This window comes from Paenibacillus sp. p3-SID1389 (assembly GCF_025151705.1).
GTDB classification, from domain to species: domain Bacteria; phylum Bacillota; class Bacilli; order Paenibacillales; family Paenibacillaceae; genus Fontibacillus; species Fontibacillus phoenicis.
The window spans coordinates 110,472-126,923 of sequence record NZ_JALXVO010000001.1; the positions used below are offsets into that span (position 1 = coordinate 110,472).

The 16,452-nt window shown below is 54.0% G+C and carries 16 protein-coding genes; 12 read left to right on the top strand and 4 right to left on the bottom strand.

Annotated features, from left to right (window positions below):
- Window positions 1–68 precede the first annotated feature (68 nt).
- Window positions 69–1,004 carry an S-layer homology domain-containing protein gene (locus M3G15_RS00460; RefSeq protein ID WP_260069757.1) on the bottom strand — a complete coding sequence of 312 codons (936 nt, stop codon included), beginning with the start codon at window positions 1,002–1,004 and terminating at the stop codon, window positions 69–71.
- Window positions 1,005–1,192: 188 nt separating this feature from the next.
- Window positions 1,193–1,975: a Cof-type HAD-IIB family hydrolase gene (locus M3G15_RS00465; RefSeq protein WP_009224627.1), complete on the bottom strand. Its 783-nt coding sequence runs from the start codon at window positions 1,973–1,975 to the stop codon at window positions 1,193–1,195.
- Window positions 1,976–2,174: 199 nt separating this feature from the next.
- Here M3G15_RS00465 and M3G15_RS00470 point away from each other — a divergent pair, with 199 nt between their 5' ends.
- On the top strand, window positions 2,175–3,134 hold the full coding sequence (locus tag M3G15_RS00470) for an alpha/beta fold hydrolase (RefSeq protein ID WP_009224628.1): 960 nt from the start codon (window positions 2,175–2,177) through the stop codon (window positions 3,132–3,134).
- A gap of 66 nt (window positions 3,135–3,200) precedes the next feature.
- Window positions 3,201–4,808 carry an amidohydrolase gene (locus M3G15_RS00475; protein WP_397376571.1) on the top strand — a complete coding sequence of 536 codons (1,608 nt, stop codon included), beginning with the start codon at window positions 3,201–3,203 and terminating at the stop codon, window positions 4,806–4,808.
- A gap of 345 nt (window positions 4,809–5,153) precedes the next feature.
- Here the strand turns inward: M3G15_RS00475 and M3G15_RS00480 are convergent, their stop codons facing one another.
- Window positions 5,154–6,983, bottom strand: a complete 1,830-nt coding sequence (locus M3G15_RS00480) for a methyl-accepting chemotaxis protein (RefSeq protein ID WP_009224631.1) — start codon at window positions 6,981–6,983, stop codon at window positions 5,154–5,156.
- 165 nt (window positions 6,984–7,148) lie between these two features.
- Here M3G15_RS00480 and M3G15_RS00485 point away from each other — a divergent pair, with 165 nt between their 5' ends.
- Entirely contained in the window at window positions 7,149–7,655 is a 507-nt protein-coding gene (locus M3G15_RS00485) for a CYTH domain-containing protein (RefSeq protein WP_009224632.1), read from the top strand.
- A 32-nt stretch (window positions 7,656–7,687) separates the two neighbouring features.
- On the opposite strand, the gene M3G15_RS00490 is transcribed toward M3G15_RS00485, so the two are convergent.
- A complete protein-coding gene (locus M3G15_RS00490; protein WP_311202240.1) occupies window positions 7,688–8,446 on the bottom strand; it encodes an SGNH/GDSL hydrolase family protein in 759 nt (252 codons plus the stop codon).
- Between the two features lie 191 nt (window positions 8,447–8,637).
- Between M3G15_RS00490 and M3G15_RS00495 the strand changes: the two genes are divergently transcribed.
- The 9 genes from M3G15_RS00495 to M3G15_RS00535 all read left to right on the top strand — a co-directional run bounded on the left by M3G15_RS00495 (window position 8,638) and on the right by M3G15_RS00535 (window position 16,372).
- The gene (locus M3G15_RS00495) at window positions 8,638–9,621 is read left to right on the top strand and encodes a Gfo/Idh/MocA family protein (RefSeq protein WP_269724332.1); all 984 of its coding nucleotides are present in this window, start codon (window positions 8,638–8,640) and stop codon (window positions 9,619–9,621) included.
- Between the two features lie 138 nt (window positions 9,622–9,759).
- Window positions 9,760–9,975 carry a hypothetical protein gene (locus M3G15_RS00500; RefSeq protein WP_260069759.1) on the top strand — a complete coding sequence of 72 codons (216 nt, stop codon included), beginning with the start codon at window positions 9,760–9,762 and terminating at the stop codon, window positions 9,973–9,975.
- Between the two features lie 58 nt (window positions 9,976–10,033).
- Window positions 10,034–10,540: a hypothetical protein gene (locus M3G15_RS00505; RefSeq protein WP_260069760.1), complete on the top strand. Its 507-nt coding sequence runs from the start codon at window positions 10,034–10,036 to the stop codon at window positions 10,538–10,540.
- A gap of 18 nt (window positions 10,541–10,558) precedes the next feature.
- Window positions 10,559–10,798 carry a hypothetical protein gene (locus M3G15_RS00510; RefSeq protein ID WP_009224636.1) on the top strand — a complete coding sequence of 80 codons (240 nt, stop codon included), beginning with the start codon at window positions 10,559–10,561 and terminating at the stop codon, window positions 10,796–10,798.
- Window positions 10,799–11,394: 596 nt separating this feature from the next.
- Window positions 11,395–11,622, top strand: a complete 228-nt coding sequence (locus M3G15_RS00515) for a reverse transcriptase domain-containing protein (protein WP_260069761.1) — start codon at window positions 11,395–11,397, stop codon at window positions 11,620–11,622.
- Between the two features lie 3 nt (window positions 11,623–11,625).
- Window positions 11,626–11,784, top strand: coding sequence for a group II intron maturase-specific domain-containing protein (locus M3G15_RS00520; protein ID WP_260069805.1), 159 nt, complete (start codon window positions 11,626–11,628; stop codon window positions 11,782–11,784).
- A gap of 577 nt (window positions 11,785–12,361) precedes the next feature.
- On the top strand, window positions 12,362–13,342 hold the full coding sequence (locus M3G15_RS00525) for a sugar-binding protein (RefSeq protein WP_260069762.1): 981 nt from the start codon (window positions 12,362–12,364) through the stop codon (window positions 13,340–13,342).
- Window positions 13,339–14,778 carry a sensor histidine kinase gene (locus tag M3G15_RS00530; protein ID WP_260069763.1) on the top strand — a complete coding sequence of 480 codons (1,440 nt, stop codon included), beginning with the start codon at window positions 13,339–13,341 and terminating at the stop codon, window positions 14,776–14,778. The genes M3G15_RS00525 and M3G15_RS00530 overlap by 4 nt, the downstream gene beginning before the upstream one ends.
- Window positions 14,779–14,800: 22 nt before the next feature.
- Entirely contained in the window at window positions 14,801–16,372 is a 1,572-nt protein-coding gene (locus M3G15_RS00535; RefSeq protein WP_260069764.1) for a helix-turn-helix domain-containing protein, read from the top strand.
- Window positions 16,373–16,452 lie beyond the last annotated feature (80 nt).

A 16,452-nucleotide genomic window follows, 5' to 3' on the forward strand; every position in this document is an offset into this window, starting at 1 on the left:
GAAAGGACCGCGATCGTCCGGCTGCTGCCGGACCCATGCGGTCCTTTCTTTTTTTCATATCATGCGGGTTATTTCGATTGGGCGCCCAGCACCGGCTGGTATCCGGCCGGAATGTACGTGACGGCCTTCACCTCGGAAATGACCTGAGGATAAAATTGTCCTGGCTGAGGCTCTACGACGCGATAGTCGATGATCGCCTTGCCGTCTTTAAAGGAGATATTCGACACTTCCAGGCCGTAGCCCGGATGCGGCGCCATCGCCGTGATCTTCACTTTCGTCACGTCACTGGTGATTTTGTCTGTGCTCACTCCAAAATCGTACAGGCCGGGAATCGGGTTCACAATCGGCTCATTGTCTTTGATAAATTGCAGCGTCCGGTCAAGCATGCCTGCGGCTTCACTGCGGGAGATCGGTTGCTTCGGTCCGAAGTTGCCCTTCTTATCCAGGGTGACGATTTTGGCTTTCAGAAGCGCTTGAATGCTGTTCATATAGTCTTTGTTGATTTGCTTCTCATCATTGATGGACAAATATTGCATCGTAAACGCGTATTCGCCCTTCGTGCTCAGCGCTTTGAACAGCCAGTGGCTGAATTGCTCCTTCGTCACTTTGGCGGCCGGGTTGATGTCCTTCGGAATGTCCAGCCCGTAGTAGTTCGCGATCACGAAGGCTTCGGAATACCAAGCGTTATCTTTCACCTTGGTGTAATAGTTGCTGGCTTTTGGCAATTGGATGAACCGGACCGTATCGAAGTTCAGGTCCAGCGTTTTCACGATCAGAGAGACGGCTGCAGCACCCGTCAGCTTCTGGGCCGGGTAGTAACGACCGTGAAGGCCGCCTTTAATGATCCCCAGCTTCTCCAGGCGTTCGATCGCCTTCTGCTCCTTGTCGCCTTTAATGTCGCTGAAAGCTGAGGCCGTACCGCCAAACATCATCGTGAACGCGATGACCATTAGCAGCGTCAGCTTTGAAAGTTTAGAGAAAGAGAAAGTTCTTTTCGGTTTCATTCGCAAAATCCCTCCTGGAAACAGTAGTGAGTTAAACGCATCCGATCCGCCGGCTGCTCTGCTCTTGCGCAGCGTCCGGCGAGGCTTTGGGTATCATTTCCCTCCTTCCGGATTCAGTTTGGTTTAACCCTTTGACGCAGGAAGGGCTGCAGATGTTTCAAAGAATCTCCCATTTTTTGCGAAAAGTCTCAGTTAATCAGTCCCGCATAACGCAGCCCCTGACGGATACCGCCCTCATCCACGGCAGCCGTGACATAATCGGCATAAGGCAGCAGCTCCGGATAGGAATTGCCCATGGCGATCCCCAAACCTACTTCCTGCAGCATTTCCTTATCATTCAAACCGTCCCCGAAGGCTACAGCAGCGGACAGGGGGATGCCGAGACGCTCCAGCATGGCTGCGATGCCTACCGCCTTGGAGCCGCCGCGGAGCGTCACATCCATCGCTTTCGGGTGCCAACGGATCAGACGCAAGTCCTCGAATTGCCCATCGTACAGCGCTTCGTCCTGCTCCTCACAATGCAGAAAGGCTTGATACACCGGGGATTTGCTCCAAAATTCCGGATCGAATCCCGGATGCTCGACCTTCAGGGAATTAATGGATTCCACGACAAAGGGGTGAGCCTCGGTATTGGCGCAGTAGCGTTCATGCCCCTGAAACACCAGCGGATGCTGATGACGTCCGGCCAGCTCGACGAGCTTCCGGAGACTTTGCGCGGGCAGGGGCCGCTGGAGCAGCGGCTCGCCCCGGTAGACGACGTAAGCGCCGTTCAGACTGACGAAGGATTCGATGCCCAGCAGCTTGGCGATCGGTTCAAAAAAATACGGCGCCCGCCCGGTTGCAATCACCGGCTCGATGCCGTTCGCTTTTAGTTCGGCGATGGCCTGGATTGTATCCTGAGGGACTTGCTTGTCCTCGTTCAGCAGCGTGCCGTCGAGATCAAAGAAGACGATTTTGTAGTTGTTGTTCATCTGTATGGCTCCTATCCGTTCGTTTTTTTTTATCTTCATCTATAAAAATAGTGTACCATGGGCACGCAAACTGGTCATACTTCTCCTTCCTCTTGTATAGAAAGCGTTGTCAAGCTATACTGTGAGCGATGGCCCGGCAACTGCTACAGTTCAGCCGGACGGTAAAATTAGACCCTATTGTGGAGAGAGGAAGAGGTCAATGCCGGTTATCGACAAGCCTTTGGACGAGTTACGCAAGTACAAAGGAATGAACCCGAAGCTGCCGGATTTCGACGCTTATTGGGAGGTAGCGCTGCGGGAAATGCGCGCGGTTGATCCGCAGGTGCGATTGGAAAAGGCCGAATATCAGCTGCCGGGTGTGGAATGTTATCATCTTTATTTTACCGGGGTAAAGGGAGCCCGCATCCATGCGCAATACGTGCGTCCGGCTAAATCGGATGGCCCGGCGCCGGCCGTGATCCTGTTCCACGGTTATTCCGGGAATGCCGGGGACTGGACCGAGAAGCTGGGGTACGCCTCGCTGGGCTTCCATGTCTTTGCGATGGACTGCCGCGGCCAAGGCGGCAAATCGGAGGATGTCGGCGGAACGATCGGCAATACGCTGCAAGGCCACATCATCCGCGGGGTAGACGGGGATCCGCAAAATATGTTGTTCCGCCATATTTTCCTGGATGCCGTGCAATTGACGGGGATCGCGATGGATATGCCGGAGATCGACGAGAATCGCGTTGGCGTTACCGGTTGGTCGCAAGGCGGCGGGATCACGTTAGCTTGCGCAGCGCTGGAGCCGCGGGTTCGCCGGGCTGCTCCAGTTTATCCGTTCCTCTCCGATTACCGCCGGGTATGGGAGATGGATTTGGCCAAAAACGCATACGAGGAGCTGCGTTTGTATTTCCGCCGCTTCGATCCGCAGCATGAGCGGGAGGAGGAGCTATTTGCCAAGCTAGGCTACATTGACGTGCACCATCTGGCCAGCCGCATTCAAGCCGAAGTGCTGATGGGCGTTGGATTGATGGACGAGATTTGCCCGCCGTCCACGCAATTTGCCGCATACAACGCGATTACTTCGCCGAAGAAGCTGGAAATCTACCCGGATTTCGGTCATGAAGGGCTGCCGGGAATGCACGATAAGATCGTTCAGTTTATGCTTGGGATGTAATGTAAGTCCGCCGTGAAAAGAAAGCAGGCACACAGGCCGACGGATAGGCAGAAAGGAGCGGTGTTCGTGACAGGCACGTTATTTATCAACGGGAGAATCCAAACGTTGGAACAGAGCGGACTCTCCGAGAAAGAAGCGGATGCGATATACTTGGAGAATGGGCGCATTCGCGCCATCGGGAGGACGGCAGAGCTCAAGCTGCAGCTGGCGGGCCGGGCGGTGCGTACCGTCGACTGGGAAGGGGCCGTGGTGCTCCCCGGCTTAACCGACTCGCATATGCACCTGTCCATGCACGGCATGAAGCTCGCCATGCTTGATTTCAGCGGCGTCACTTCGAAGGAGGAGATGCTGCGCCTCGTGCGGGAGCGCGCTGCCGTGACGCCGCCCGGCGAGTGGATTCTCGGCTTGAATTGGGACGAGAATCGGTTCGTGCCTGCCGCTGCGCCAACGCTGGAGGAGCTGGATGCGGCCAGCGACCGCCATCCGATCTTCCTGACGCGCACCTGCTTCCATGCGTATCTGGCCAACTCCGAGGCGTTTCGCCGCGCGGGGATTACGGCGGATACGCCGGATCCGGAAGCTGGCGCTTACGGCAGAGACGAGGACGGCCGCTTAAACGGCTGGGTGTATGAGGAGGCGTCGGTGCCGTTCACCCGGGCGCAGCCCGAACCGGACTACGCCGCGAAGAAGGACGCCATCCGCCGCGCCTGGCTCGACGCGCTGCGCCTTGGGCTCACAGCTGCCCATACCGAGGACCTGCGGTTTCTAGGCAGCATCGAGACGATGCGGCGAATATGCCGCGAGCTGCGCGAGGAAGGGATCGCCTTCCGCACCCACCAGCTGCTGTACTATCCGTTCCTGGAGGAGGCGGAAGAGCTTGGGGTGCGGGCCGGCGACGGCGATGACTGGCTGCGCATCGGTGCGGTGAAGCTGTTCGCCGACGGAGCGATCGGCGGCCGCACCGCGCTGCTAAAGCAGCCGTACAGCGATGCGCCGCACACCCGGGGCATGGCGATCCATCCGGAGGAGCGGCTCGCCGAGATCGTGCGTGAGGCGCGGCGGCAGGGCTTCCCGATCGCCGTGCACGCGATCGGCGACGGCGGCGCCGATCTCACGCTGCGCGCGATGGAGGCGCAGCCGCTGATCTCCGGCAGCCGGCTCCCGGACCGGCTGATCCATGCGCAGGTGCTGGACGCCGGGCTCGTCCAGCGCATGGCCGCGCTGCCGCTCGCGGCGGATATCCAGCCGCGGTTCGTGGCCAGCGACTTCCCCTGGGTGCTGGAGCGGGTGGGGGAAGGGCGTACGGAGTACCTGTACGCCTGGAAGAAGCTGCTGGCGGCCGGAATCGCCTGCGCCGGCGGCAGCGACGCGCCAATTGAGCCGCTCAGCCCGTTCCTCGGGCTGCATGCGGCGGTGACCCGGCGGGCGCCGGGGGAGACGCACGAGGGCTATCTGCCCGAGGAGAAGCTCTCGACGGCGGAAGCCTTGGCGCTCTTTACCCGCGGCAGTGCACAGGCCGCCGGGGAAGCGGAGGAGCGCGGGGAGATCGCCGTGGGGAAAGCCGGCGATTTTACAGTCATCGACCGGGAGATCGAAGGCGATCCCGAGCAGCTTCTCCAAGTCCAGGTGCGGATGACCATCGTCAACGGGGAGATCGGTTACCGGGCGCCATAGACTTGCACGGTGAAGCCGGAGGTCATGTCCAGCAACTTGTTCCGCTGTTGAGCCTTCCCACTCCCCTCTCGCGCCTAATGTATATGAAAAATCGAATACAATTTAACGATTTGGGCGGATTTAAGGGAATCTATATGAAATTTCATATACATTTGCTCATTTCCGAGAGAAACAGCCTAAATCTATATGAAAAACCGAATAGATTCCCTTTTTTTCTTCGTTGGCACCATTTTATATATGAAATTTCGAATAGATTTCCGATATGACCTAAAGAAGCCGTCCCAGGGAGCTTGAACTCCCGGGACGGCTTTCTTTGTTGTGCTCGAGCATGGTGCCTGAACATCCTTACACCGTGAAGCCGGAGGTCATGTCCTGCAGCTTCTTCGCCATCGCGGCCAGCTGGTCGGCGGTGCCGTCGATTTCGTTCATCGTGGCGAGCTGCTGCTGGATGCTGCTACTAATCTGCTCCGTGCCTCCGGCGATCTCTTCGGTCGCGATCGCGATGCTGCTGATCGCTTTCTCCATCTCCCGGGTGCTCTGCGCCTGCCGATCGTTATCCTCATCGATGCGGGCGATCTGGCCGATGATTTCTTGCACGCTGCCCAGAATATGATCGATACTGCGCTTTGCCTCCGCCGCTTTTTCCACGCCTTCTTGCACCTTGCCGGCCGCTTCATTGGCCGAGGCTACGGCTTCCGCCGACTTCAACTGGTTGTCGGCAACCACATCGGCGATCTCTTGAGCGGCGATCCGACTCTCATCGGCCAGCTTGCGAATTTCATCGGCCACGACGGAAAATCCTCTGCCGGCTTCCCCGGCGCGGGCCGCTTCAATCGCGGCATTCAGCGCCAGCAGATTGGTTTGGGCAGAGATGCCGGCGATCAGCTCGGTCATGTTGGCGATGCGCTCGGATGAATCGTTAAGCTGGCGGATCGTTGACGTAACGAGGCGGGTTGACGACTCGATATCGGTAATGGCCTCTTCGATCTCTGTAATTTTCATCGCCCCGTTGGCTGCGGCTTCGCCGACGATTTTACTCTTCTCCGCTGTATGTTTGCTGGCGATGGCCGTGGATTCGGAGAACCGGGCCATATCGGTTAAGCTGGCGGACGTTTCCTCCGCGACAGCGGCATTCTCCGAGGTGCCGGAAGCGATCTGCTGTACCGTGGCGGAGATGTTTTCCAGTGAAGCGGTGGTTTCTCCCGTTGCCCGGCTCAGCAACTGACTGGCGGAATACATCGTGCCGCTGGAGGCGATGATTTCCCCGATGATCGTTTGCAGCTTGGCCATAAAGGCGTCAAAGCTTTGGCTGAGCACGCCGAGCTCATCCTTGCTGCGATAACCGATTCGCCCGGTTAAATCGCCGTTGCTGTCGGCAATCTCCTTCAGCTTGGCGGTTACTTTTTCAATCGGATGGACGACGGCGCGAATAATAAACAATGCCAGAACGACAGTGACGGCGGCGGAAATGGCCAGCAGGATCAACATGGTGATCCAGGTGGAACGGTAGACCGCTTTGCTGTCTTCATAGGTTTGCCGCGCTTCATTGATATGTTCATTGATCCAGCCGTCCATCGCGTCGATCAATTCGGCTTTCGCCGTATCCAAGGCGGTCATTTCTGCTGGAGGTCCGCCGGGTTCCCCTGCCGGTTCGGCGGCTGGGTCTGCCCCCGCCGCAACCCCTGTTGCATCCCCTGCTTCAGCACCCGCTTCAGCGGCCTCCTCCGTTGCAGGCGCGTTCGCCCCTGGGCCTCCTGGACCGGTCATGCCGTTCTGGTACGTCGTCAGGAAGTTGTCCAACGCCTCAGTATATGCTGCGTATGTAGTCAATACATTGCTTACAGTCGCTTGGTCAGTTTCATCGTTATATTCGGACAAGCTTGCCTCGATCTTCGTTAAGGTTGCGGTGATTTCCTCCTTCAGCGAAGCGCGTTCTTCGTCATCGGAGGCGTTCATGTAGCTGTTGGCCGAGGTGCTCGCCGCAATCATGCTCGATTTCAGCTCCTCCAGCTTCACGATCGGCACGAGCCGTTCGTTATTCAGTTCCTCCAGCTTGTCGTTAACGTTGGAAATTTCCCGAAGACCCACGACACCGATGATAAGGAGAAACGCAAACAGGCAATACGCCAGCAAGCGGATTTTTAGCGCAATCTTCATGTCTTGGATGAGTTTCACGTGATTGTCCCCCTAGGTATGTATTCGTATAATGGATATGTCCAGTGTATCTGGGGGGACTGAAACCAGCATGAATAACAACTGAATGGAGCATGAAAGACCGCTGAATTCACGATGAACGGATACTGAATTTTTACTGAAAAGAACATGAGGAGGTTTTTTCCGTTGTCGCTGGAAATTGAACGCAAGTTTCTGTTACCGGCGTATCCGGAGCAACTGATTCGGGAGGGAGCGCTGGTGGTTCGGTCGGAACATGCGATCGACCAGACGTATCTAGCCCTACATGAGGATCAGGAGCTGCGGGTTCGCAGAATTGAGGACTTGCGTACCGGAGAGATTCAATATACGCATACCTTCAAAAGAGGGTTTGGCCTGTCCCGCGAAGAAGTGGAGGTGTCCATTTCGGAGGGGCTGTATGAGCAGATTATCGCGATTCATCAGGCGATCCCTTTGACCAAACGACGGGTGACTGCCGAATGGGACAAGCGTACAGTAGAGATCGACGTTTACGACCAGATCGATTTTATCGTGCTCGAAGTGGAGTTTAGCTCGGAGGAAGAGGCGCGGTCCTTTGAGCCGCCGGCCTGGTTTGGCCCGGACATCAGCACCAGCAAGGAATACAGCAACAAGAAGGTATGGCGCGATTTACAAGCCCGCAAAAAAGAGACCTGACATCCTCAGGTCTCTCGTTCTATGACAGTTCTCTATTCCAGCGCCAATCCGCCGCTTCCTTCCCGCAGCAAGAACCGGTAGTTATTGCGGACGAACTCCAGCACCTTATCGCAGATGATCCGGTGACCGTCTTCGTTCGGATGGATACCGTCTGAGCAGAGGAACTTCGTGTAATCGGGGTGCTCCAGAAATGCGCCGCGCACGTCGATCATTTTGGTCTTGGTCATTTCCGATACATTCAGAATCGTTGAATTGTACCGTTCCTGCCACCAATAAATCTTTGTGACGCTCCCCAGCCATTTCAGGATGTTCTTCTCCGCTTCCGGGTCGTTGCGGCTGACCCATTTGAAGTAATTGTCGGCGTTGAGCGGCGGCAAGCTCATCAGGACCGGTACAATGTTCTGACTCTTAACGAATTGGATCGCTTCGGTCAGCATTTTTTCGAATAAGGAAAAGTCGGTTTTCGGGTGGTGTTCTGCATCGGGATGCTCAGCAATTTCGTTCCAGTTGAAATCACAGTCATTGCCTCCATACTCGATTAAGATGATGTGGGGTTTATCTTTCTCCACGTCCCTCTTGAGGTTCGTGAGCCCCTTCATTAACGTGTTGCCAAACCGCGCGGTATTATGAACCGCACCCTTCAGCTTCTGCTGCAGCAGTGAAACATAATTGTTCTCCAAGACGACGTACTTATGACGTTGTTCATCATAGATGACGCCTTTGGAAATGGAGTCTCCGCTGACCATATACTTGATTTCATTTTTGGAAAAAAACTTGCTGTCGTTAATCACAATATCACCCCTCTTAAACCCCGAAACCTTGTTCATTTCGTTATATCTATTGTAGATGAGTTTTCTTGCCATGCGCAAGTAAGCAGTTTGTATTGACAGGATATGTGAATGCATGCGAAAGTGGACAAGGTTGACAGGGAATGAGAGAATACGAGTGAAGCAACCATGAACAAAGGGAGGAAATCAATGTGATACGTTTCGCCACGATTGGAACGAACTGGATTACGGAACGTTTTATTCAGGCAGCACTGGAAACGGAGCAATTTGCCTTAACGGCGGTTTACTCCCGGACCGAGGAGAAGGGCAGAGAGTTTGCTGCCAAGTTTGGCGATCCGCAGGTATATACGGATTTGAAAGCCTTAGCGGCCAGCTCTGACGTCGATGCCGTTTACATCGCCAGCCCGAATTCATTTCATGCGGAGCAGGCCATCTTGATGATGGACCACGGCAAGCATGTGTTATGCGAGAAGCCGATGGCGTCCAATGCGGCAGAGGTTCGCCGGATGATCGAAGCGGCGCGTCGCAACGACGTGCTGTTAATGGAGGCGCTGAAATCGACGCTGATGCCGAACTTCCGGGCCGTTCAGGATAATTTGTACAAAATCGGCCAGGTGCGGCGTTATTTTTCAAGCTACTGCCAGTATTCTTCGCGGTATGACGCCTTTAAGCAGGGCAAGGTGATGAATGCCTTTAATCCTGCGTTTTCCAGCGGGGCTTTGATGGACCTCGGCATTTATTGTATCTATCCGATGGTGACGTTGTTCGGGAAACCGGAATCCGTGCAGGCTTCGGCGATCATGCTGTCTTCAGGCGTAGACGGGGAAGGCAGTCTCGTTGTGCGTTATCCGGAGATGGACGGCGTGATTATGTATTCCAAAATTACCGACTCCTATTTGCCAACGGAAATCCAGGGGGAATACGGAACGATCGTGATCGATCGAATCAACCAGCCGTATGAGGTCAAAATCCTGTACCGTGACGGCACAACCGAGGAGCTGACCTGCTTCCAGCCGCAGGAGTCGATGTACTACGAGGCGCTGGAGTTCATTGAGCTGATTCTCAGCGGCAAGCGGGAGAGCCAGATCAATACGCATGCCCGTTCGCTGGCTGTCGCCGAGCTGATGGAGGAAGCCAGACGCCAGTTTGGCCTGCGGTTCGCAGCGGACGAGGCATAAAGGGCGGCAGTGTTGTCGCCCGCTTAAAATTATTTAAAGGTTTTAATTGTTAAAAATTGAAAAATACCACTGTATGTTGTATTCTATTAATGTAAATTTATATCAAATTATCCTTAGAGAGGAAAGGTGGTATTTGTAATGAAGTTTTCGAAGTTTCCTGTCGTCCTGTCACTTGTGGTAAGTATGTTTGCATTCGCAGTTCCTTCGACTTTTGCTGAGAGTGGGAGTATAGGTTCAGAAGAGATTAAAGTAGTTAGAGCGATCTTAGTTGAAAATGGCGTGAAAAAAGAGTTAAGTGCAACAGAATACGAGGTACTTATGGAACAAAATAACCATAAAGTACAAAGAGATTGAGAGACAAAAGAATATAAACCAGGCAAAACTAAACAAAAATGATGGTGTTGCTAATGAATTGAAACCAGACGAAATAACTCCTTTTGCATTAATAGACATGAGCATATATACTGAGGCTGGTTTTATTCAATCCGTGTATCGTAACGACTTAACTCGTAGGATTTCTGTTCCTGTATACAATGAAACAAGTCAAGAAGTGACCCGGACTATTTCTTTCACTGCTTCGCAATCTTATACAAGCAATGTATCCCTTACCTCCACGTATGCGAAAAACGCATTCACAGCAGGTGTAACAGTAGGCTCTTCTTGGAGTAATACTTACAGTGATAGCGATTCTGTTACACAAAAAATTCCACCCCACAAATATTCCTGGATGGAATATACCCCCAATATGAGTAATTCCTATGGAACTATGCATGAAGAAGTATGGAATTTTGATGGTTTTACTAATGTGAAAATTGTGGACAAAACCTATTTTCTTGATGTTTATATAGCCAAACCAGGAAATGCTGGATTACCCGACGGACTCTATACAGTAAAAGAGAGCAGCACTAAACCCAACTGAAATATAAGGTGACAAGTTATGAATAAACGAGGTACCGGTACAATCCTAATCGTGATCGCGGCAATGTTATTTATATTCCGTAATTCAACTCACTTACTAGTGGCTGCAATCATGGGGCAAAAGAATGGCAATTTTGCTGAAGGTACATTTAGCAATGCCATGGGGGCAACCTTTTCTTACTCGATGATTCCTGAAATTATTGCATTAATTGCGGGGCTGATCTATCTGATTTGGGCAGAAATCCAAAAGGAGAAATAATCAGCTAAAATAAAATATTGTCCGATAGCTAGGCTGTTCATTCCATTCGAAGCTGTCGCGAGCTAATGGTGGACGTCAGAAGCCAATTTCGGCCTGCTGCACGCGGCAGACGCTTCGATTTCCGCAGAATAAATAGAAATCAAGCCCAAACTGGTTGGCCAGTTTGGGCTTATTCGTGTGCGCCCGGCATGGGCGATAACTAGGCGGTGAAAGTCCGCTACAGGCTTGGCAGTAGGAACTGTTAGCCAAGGGCAAGGGTGTCCGTCGCGAGGCGGAATCTGAAGGAAGCCGGAGGCAAACCCTCGGTCTGACGAACAGAAATCACATACAAGGCATGGTGAGACGGACGAGCTTGCACGACAAAGTAAAGTCCAATACTGCCCGAATCTCATCATGTAAATGTGGCAGATAGATGAGGGGAAAGTTATCGCTCTTACCCGGGGAGGTCTCACAGACATGGAGTAGGAAAATCCGAAGCATGGAGTAAAGCTTGCTGTGAGAAGTCAGCAGAGGCCATAGTACGCGGAGCCGGGACAGCGGCGAGCGGAAGGGCTGAACAATCTAAACGAATTTGATCAGGAGATGGAAGCCGAGGCGTGGAGGTGATCCGCTATGCCGATGACATCGTGGTGCTAGCAAAGAGTAAGCGAGCAGCCATACGACTGCTGGAATCCAGCCGGAAGTATCTGGAACAGAAGCTAAAGCTCCAAATGAATACGCAGAAGAGCAAGGTCGTTAGCGTCTTAGCGCAAAGGCACTTCAAATTCCTCGGATTTGCTTTGGGAAAGAACGGAGACGGCGTATACATACGCGTACATCGTTAATCCCTGGCCAAAGCGAAGAAGAAGCTAAAAGAGCTAACGAGTCGAAGCCAAGGCAGAAATGCACGGCAAGTCATGGAAAACGTAAAGGTCTACATTCGCGGCTGGATCGGCCATTTCTATGTAGCGGACATGAAGCGAATTCTGCAGAACTGGAATGAATGACTGCGAAGACGGATGCGGATGTACATCTGGAAACAATAAAAGAAGCCGAAGACGAGGGTGCAAAACCTGCGAAAGCTGGGAATACCGGAGTGGCAGGCATACCCATGGGGAAACACTCGATTGGGCTATTGGTGTGTAGCCGGAAGCGCAATATTAAATCGCTCTGTAACAAACGAAAGGCTCGCACGAGCAGGGTATTATGACTTCCCTGCTCAATACGAGCGATTACGTCAATTGCACTCAAGCGGTTGAACCGCCGTATACCGAATGGTACGTACGGTGGTGTGGAAGGTCGGCTACTCCATTATTGGGTAGCCTCCTATCCGATTGAACCTACTTACGATAATTACACTCTTCTGATTGCTATCATCCCCCACTATCGCCCCCCGTATTTTCGGATATAAATCTTAAAGGGACAATCATTCTCTCCTTCACAATCATGTAATTGAGAAACGTAGAGGCTTGACAGGCCTGAGATCTGAATATTGAAAGGGCCCGCTGTTAGATAGCTTTTATCAAACCTAGTTGCAACCGTTTACATCCTGAGATAGGATTATCGGAAGAGGTGAACTGGTTCATGAAGGACAAGAAATGGCTGGCGGGCATCATGATCTGCATCGTTGTATTGGTCTATTTGTTTATCGGCTTTGCCAGGTACTCGGGGAAAATCGGCAGCATTGTCAAGGAGCTGCAAGGGCAGCCCGCGAGCGGAGAGCCACGCTATCATATCGTGCTGATCGAGCAAGAGCGCTACCATCCCTATTGGGAAATGGTGGAGAAAGGTGCAGCGGAGGCGGCGGAGAAGTATGGAATCGACATCGAGTTCACGGGACCAGTGCGCAACAACATGGAAGAGCAACTGAACCTGCTGGAAAAAGCGATCGCCGCCCACGTCGACGCGATTATCGTGCAGGGGCTCAATGAAGAACGGTTTACGCCGGTCATCGATAAGGCGGTACGCCGCGGTATCCCCGTCGTGACCATCGACACCGATGCGCCAAACAGCCAGCGGCTGACTTATGTCGGCACTGACAATTTAGCCGCGGGCGAGCGCCTGGGTCGCCTTGTCGTGGAGACGACTGGCGGGATAGGCAAGATCGGCGTGATCATCGGCAGCGATCAGGCCGCCAACCAGCTGCAGCGGCTGGACGGGCTGAAGAAAATCGTCGCCGAACACGAGGGGCTGGAGATCGTGGACGTTCGCAGCTCGAACATCTCCCACATGGAGGCGATTCAGCAGGCGGCCAACATGCTCCGGAACCATCCGGAGATCACCATTATGGTTGGCACCAGTGCAACCGATGCGCTTGGCATGCTGCAGGCGGCCAAAAACCGCGACGACCTGACGATTATCGGCTTCGACAATCAGAAGGAAACGCTGGAGGCGATTCGCAAGGGGGAGATCGAAGCGACGGTTGCGCAGCAGCCTTTTTTGATGGGGGAAACGGCCGTTCGGCTCCTTTATGAGCACTTTGGGGGACAACCGCTGAAGAAGGCTTACTTCACGGAAGTGAAGGTGCTGAATGCGCACAATGTGGAGGAGGGCGAGAGTTTATGAGCATCCGCCGCAAGTTGTTTCTGTTCATCCCGCTGTTCGTGCTGGTGATGAGTTCGGTATCGTTTTTCCTGTTCCAAAGCGGAAAGAGTGTTCAGGAGAGCTACCACTTGATGATGAAGCGCATCTTGCTGTACAAAGAGATCTCCTACGAGGTGGGAGAGAACATGCGGTCGATGAACCGTTTCATCATGCAAGTGGACATGGAAAGCTTGCCCGAGGTTGTTAAGCATTTAAACGCAGTCAAGTCCTTGAGATCGGATCTCGACGGCCTCCAAACGATTGGCGGAAGCGACCTGGCCCTCGCCAATTACCGCAACCTGATCGACACGTTCCTGGAGCAGGCCGAGGCGATGATCGAGCGGATCAGTTACGAGGATTCCGATACGATGGCCGGGGCTTATATCGAAGCCGAGCAGACGCAGCGCTTTATCCGCGAGGAGGCTCAGGAGCTGGTCGACTTGGAGCTGGAGCAATATAAGCCGATTTACGAAGAGATGATGGATGCGACCGGAAATCTGAACAAGCTGGGCATTCTGCTGGTGGTGACGGCAGCGGCCTTCAGCATTCTGCTGGCGATTTGGTTGTCGCGCAGCATCACCAATCCGATCCGCCGGCTGGTCGCGACTGCCAAGCAGATCTCCAAAGGGCGGATGGACACGAAAGCGCCGGAGAGCGACAGCAACGATGAGATTAGTATTTTGTGCCGGGCGTTTAATGGAATGATTGACAACATCCAGCAGCTGATGGCGGAGAATATCAACAACTTGGAGAAGGACCGGCTGGTGAAGGAGCTGGAGCTCAAGACGCTGCAAAGCCAGATCAATCCGCATTTTTTATTTAATACTTTAAACTCCATCTCCAAGCTGGCATATCTCGAAGGGGCAACCAAGACAAGCGACCTGGCTGTTTCCGTGTCTCGTCTGCTGCGCTACAACTTGCAGAAGCTTGACCAGGCGGTCCCGCTGCGCGAGGAGGTGGCCCATGTTACGGAATACATGAACATCCAGAAGGCGCGGTTCCGCGATCGGATTGCCTTCAGGATGAACATCGACGAACGCGCACTGGACGGGAGAGTCCCTTGCTTAACCTTGCAGCCGATTCTGGAGAACGCTTTTGTACACGGCATTGAACAGATGGAGGAAGGGGCTGTGCTGGAGCTGGCGATTCGCCTTGGCGAGGGGGATCGGGTCGAGATTGAAATCCGCGATAACGGGGTTGGCATGAGCCGAGAGACGGTGGATCGGCTGCTGCAATCGGTACGCGGCGATGCTCCGCAGATGGGGGGTAAAAGGCATTCGACCGGCTTGGGTACGCATAATGTGTTCAAGCGGCTGCATTTATTTTTTGACGGAGAGGAACAAATCGAGATCGACAGCGAGGAAGGGGCTGGAACCGCCGTCCGGTTTACGCTGCCTCTTCGCGTAGGGATTTCATAGGACAGGGAAGGGGGAATCCGAATTGTACACTTTGCTGATTGCGGACGATGAAGCATTGGAACGGGAAGGTCTGGAAATGATGATCAGCCACGCGATGCCGGATACGTTCCGTTTTGTTCATGCGGAGAATGGGAGGCGGGCGATCCAGCTGGCGGAGGAGGAAAGGCCGGATTTTATTTTTATGGATATCAAAATGCCGGGGATACAGGGCTTAGAAGCGGTGCGGGAGATTATGGCCCGTCAGCCGGGGGCACGGGTGGTTATTATCACGGCCCATGATTATTTTGCCTATGCGAAGGAGGGGCTGGCGCTAGGCGTACGGGAATATTTGCTGAAGCCGGCTCGGCGGGAAGAGATCGTAGACGTACTGAAGCATCTAATCGCTGAGACCGAAGAGGCGAAGCGGGCCCGCGACGAGCAGCTCTCCCTGCAGGAGAAGCTCTCCCACCTGCTGCCGCTGGCGGAGAACGAACTGTCGCTGATGTTAATGCTGGAGTATGCGCAGGAGGTCGAGGCCGACCAACTGGCCCGAATGCTGAACCTCAAGTGGAGGAAAGGCTACGCGATGGTATTGTCATTTGTGAAGCACACCCCCAAGGAATGGGCCAGCTTCCAGGTGGTCAAGAAGGAGATTTACGATGCGGTCAAGCAATGGGCGAAGCCGGGCTTGTCCTGCATTGTCAGCCCGGTGGTGGGCCATCAGATCGCTTTGTTTATCCCGTTGCCGCCGGGACGGCCGGGGTATGAGCAGCGGGTGATGGCGTTGGAATGGGGCGAGCGGCTGCGCAGCCAGGTGGAGGAGCGGTTTGGGCTGCCGTTGTCCGTCGGGATCGGCGGGGTCCGCGAGGGCTGGGACGGGCTAAGCCGCTCGTACCGCGAAGCGGTTCGCGTCTGTGCGGAGGAGCAGGACATCGTCTGCGTCCGACATTATGACGATATCGCCGAAAGCTCGGGCGGCCCCGCGATTCCGCTGGATGAGGAGAAGAAGCTGCTGGATGCACTGCTGCGGCAGGACAAACCCGAAGCAGCCGAGCGCTTTGACCTGCTGTTCGAACGCCTGAAAGGGGGGCGGTCGGATTATTTTCCGCGTCTGCGCGGGGATGTAATTGGGTTGCTCCTCTATTTGAGCCGCGGCGTGGAGGCGGGGGACGGTCCCGAGTTAATCGAGGATCTGAGCGCCTGCGAGGATACGGCATCGCTGCGCGAGCGCGCGCTGCACCGGCTTGGCGGCTGGATCGACGGCCTGCGGGAACGGAAGGAACGCAGCCGTTCACATGTGCTTCAGCGGGCGATCCTATTCGTCAACCAGCGGTTCAAAGAAGAGATCTCGATGGAGCAGACGGCGGAATACGTGAATCTCAGTCCTTACTACTTCAGCAAATTGTTTAAGCTGCAGACCGGAGAGAATTTTAGCGATTATCTCACCCGACTGCGGATTGAGGAGGCGAAGCGGCTGATCGCCGAGCGCTCGTTAAGCCTGAAAGAAATCTGTTATGAGGTGGGTTACAAAGACCCGAATTATTTTAGCCGGGTATTTAAGAAATCCGTTGGCATCACCCCCAGTGAATATCGCCAGCAAATCGAAATCGAATAAGTCCGTCCGTTCGGTTAGCTTAGGTGAGTCCTTGTCCCAGACAAGGACTTTTTTGTTGTGATTGCACAAAAAAATCCATT

Bases quoted from the DNA above. Each gene is read 5' to 3' on its own strand.
- M3G15_RS00460 (WP_260069757.1), bottom strand. From the start codon at position 1,004: ATGAAACCGAAAAGAACTTTCTCTTTCTCTAAACTTTCAAAGCTGACG.
- M3G15_RS00465 (WP_009224627.1), bottom strand. From the start codon at position 1,975: ATGAACAACAACTACAAAATCGTCTTCTTTGATCTCGACGGCACGCTG.
- M3G15_RS00470 (WP_009224628.1), top strand. From the start codon at position 2,175: ATGCCGGTTATCGACAAGCCTTTGGACGAGTTACGCAAGTACAAAGGA.
- M3G15_RS00500 (WP_260069759.1), top strand. From the start codon at position 9,760: ATGAAGTTTTCGAAGTTTCCTGTCGTCCTGTCACTTGTGGTAAGTATG.
- M3G15_RS00510 (WP_009224636.1), top strand. From the start codon at position 10,559: ATGAATAAACGAGGTACCGGTACAATCCTAATCGTGATCGCGGCAATG.
- M3G15_RS00525 (WP_260069762.1), top strand. From the start codon at position 12,362: ATGAAGGACAAGAAATGGCTGGCGGGCATCATGATCTGCATCGTTGTA.
- M3G15_RS00530 (WP_260069763.1), top strand. From the start codon at position 13,339: ATGAGCATCCGCCGCAAGTTGTTTCTGTTCATCCCGCTGTTCGTGCTG.